Origin of the sequence: Pseudomonas sp. K5002 (assembly GCF_013386655.1) — a bacterium.
Classification (GTDB): domain Bacteria; phylum Pseudomonadota; class Gammaproteobacteria; order Pseudomonadales; family Pseudomonadaceae; genus Aquipseudomonas.
Window position 1 is genome coordinate 1 of the sequence record NZ_JACARK010000701.1, and the last position, 1,346, is coordinate 1,346.

At 60.5% G+C, this 1,346-nt stretch carries 2 protein-coding genes; both read left to right on the forward strand.

The genetic code is table 11. From position 1 onward, the window contains the following. The first annotated feature begins 106 nt into the window (after nucleotides 1-106). Entirely contained in the window at nucleotides 107-298 is a 192-nt protein-coding gene (locus HX846_RS26525) for a DUF1289 domain-containing protein (RefSeq protein WP_003220079.1), read from the forward strand. 143 nt (nucleotides 299-441) lie between these two features. After that, nucleotides 442-1,346, forward strand: a 905-nt coding sequence (gene rluB, locus HX846_RS26530; protein ID WP_178966412.1) for a 23S rRNA pseudouridine(2605) synthase RluB, incomplete at its 3' end; no start/stop codon positions are given.

Sequence of the window (1,346 nt, forward strand, 5' to 3'; positions counted from 1 at the left end):
TTGCTCGCGAATGCGGTGGATCAGCCAAGCATCCGGCGACTGACACACTGCATTCGCGAGCAAGCCCGCTCCCACATTTGGATTGTCGCCAGCAAGGAGAATTCGAATGAGCTCCACCAAAGACCCCTGCATCAGCATTTGCAAATTCACCGATGACATCTGCGTGGGCTGCGGGCGCAGCAAGCGCGAGATCCGTGCCTGGAAGAAACTCGACAAGGTCGACAAGCGCACGGTACTCGCCGAAGCCGAGCTGCGCCTGCTGGCGCTGGGTGCCACCGGTCGGCGGAAAGGCAAATGAGCCTGCACTTATCGACTAGTCTCTGATGCGCAACGCGCGCCATGAGCGTATGATTCGCGACCCTTTGGCGATGCGTTCGCCAAAAGCCCAGCTTTTACTATCTTCAGGCCAAGCCTGAATCGACACACCGGGAGGTGCTTAAGATGAGTGACCAAGACCAGAACGACACCCAGGAAATCGGCCCCGCAGGCGAAAAACTGCAGAAAGTCCTCGCCCGTATCGGCGTAGGCTCGCGCCGCGACGTAGAAGCCTGGATCACCCAGAAGCGCATCAAGGTCAACGGCGTTGAAGCCACCCTTGGCCAGCGCGTCGACCTGCACGATGCCATCACCATTGATGGCAAGGTCATCAAGCGTGAAGAGGCCGCCGAATCGGTGCGCCGCGTCATCATGTACAACAAGCCTGATGGCGAAATCTGCACCCGTGACGACCCGGAAGGCCGTCCAACCGTATTCGACAAGATGCCGCGCCCCAAAGAAGGCCGCTGGATCAACATCGGTCGTCTCGACATCAACACCACCGGCTTGCTGATGTTCACCACCGACGGTGAGTTGGCCAACCGCCTGATGCACCCTTCCTACGAGATGGACCGTGAATACGCGGTACGTGTGCGTGGTGAAGTCGATGACGAAATGATCGAGCGCTTGAAAGCCGGCGTCGTGCTGGAAGACGGCCCGGCCAGGTTCACCGACATCAAGCAGGCGCCGGGCGGCGAAGGCTTCAACCATTGGTACCACTGCGTGGTGATGGAAGGCCGTAACCGTGAAGTACGTCGCCTGTGGGAATCCCAGGGCCTGGTGGTCAGCCGCCTGAAGCGCGTGCGTTTCGGCCCGGTGTTCCTCAACTCCGACCTGCCGATGGGCCGCTGGCGCGAAATGAGCCAGTACGAAGTCGACATCCTCAGTGCCGAAGTCGGCCTGACGCCGGTGGCCATGCCGCAGATGAACGCCAAGAGCAAAGACAAGCTTGAGCGTATGCAGCGTAAATCGTCGCGTCCGGTGGCGCGTACCGACCGTGTTGCCCGCACCCTGCGCCCTGCGCTGGATGC

Coding starts and splice junctions, on each gene's coding strand:
- HX846_RS26525 (WP_003220079.1), top strand. CDS start 107: ATGAGCTCCACCAAAGACCCCTGCATCAGCATTTGCAAATTCACCGAT.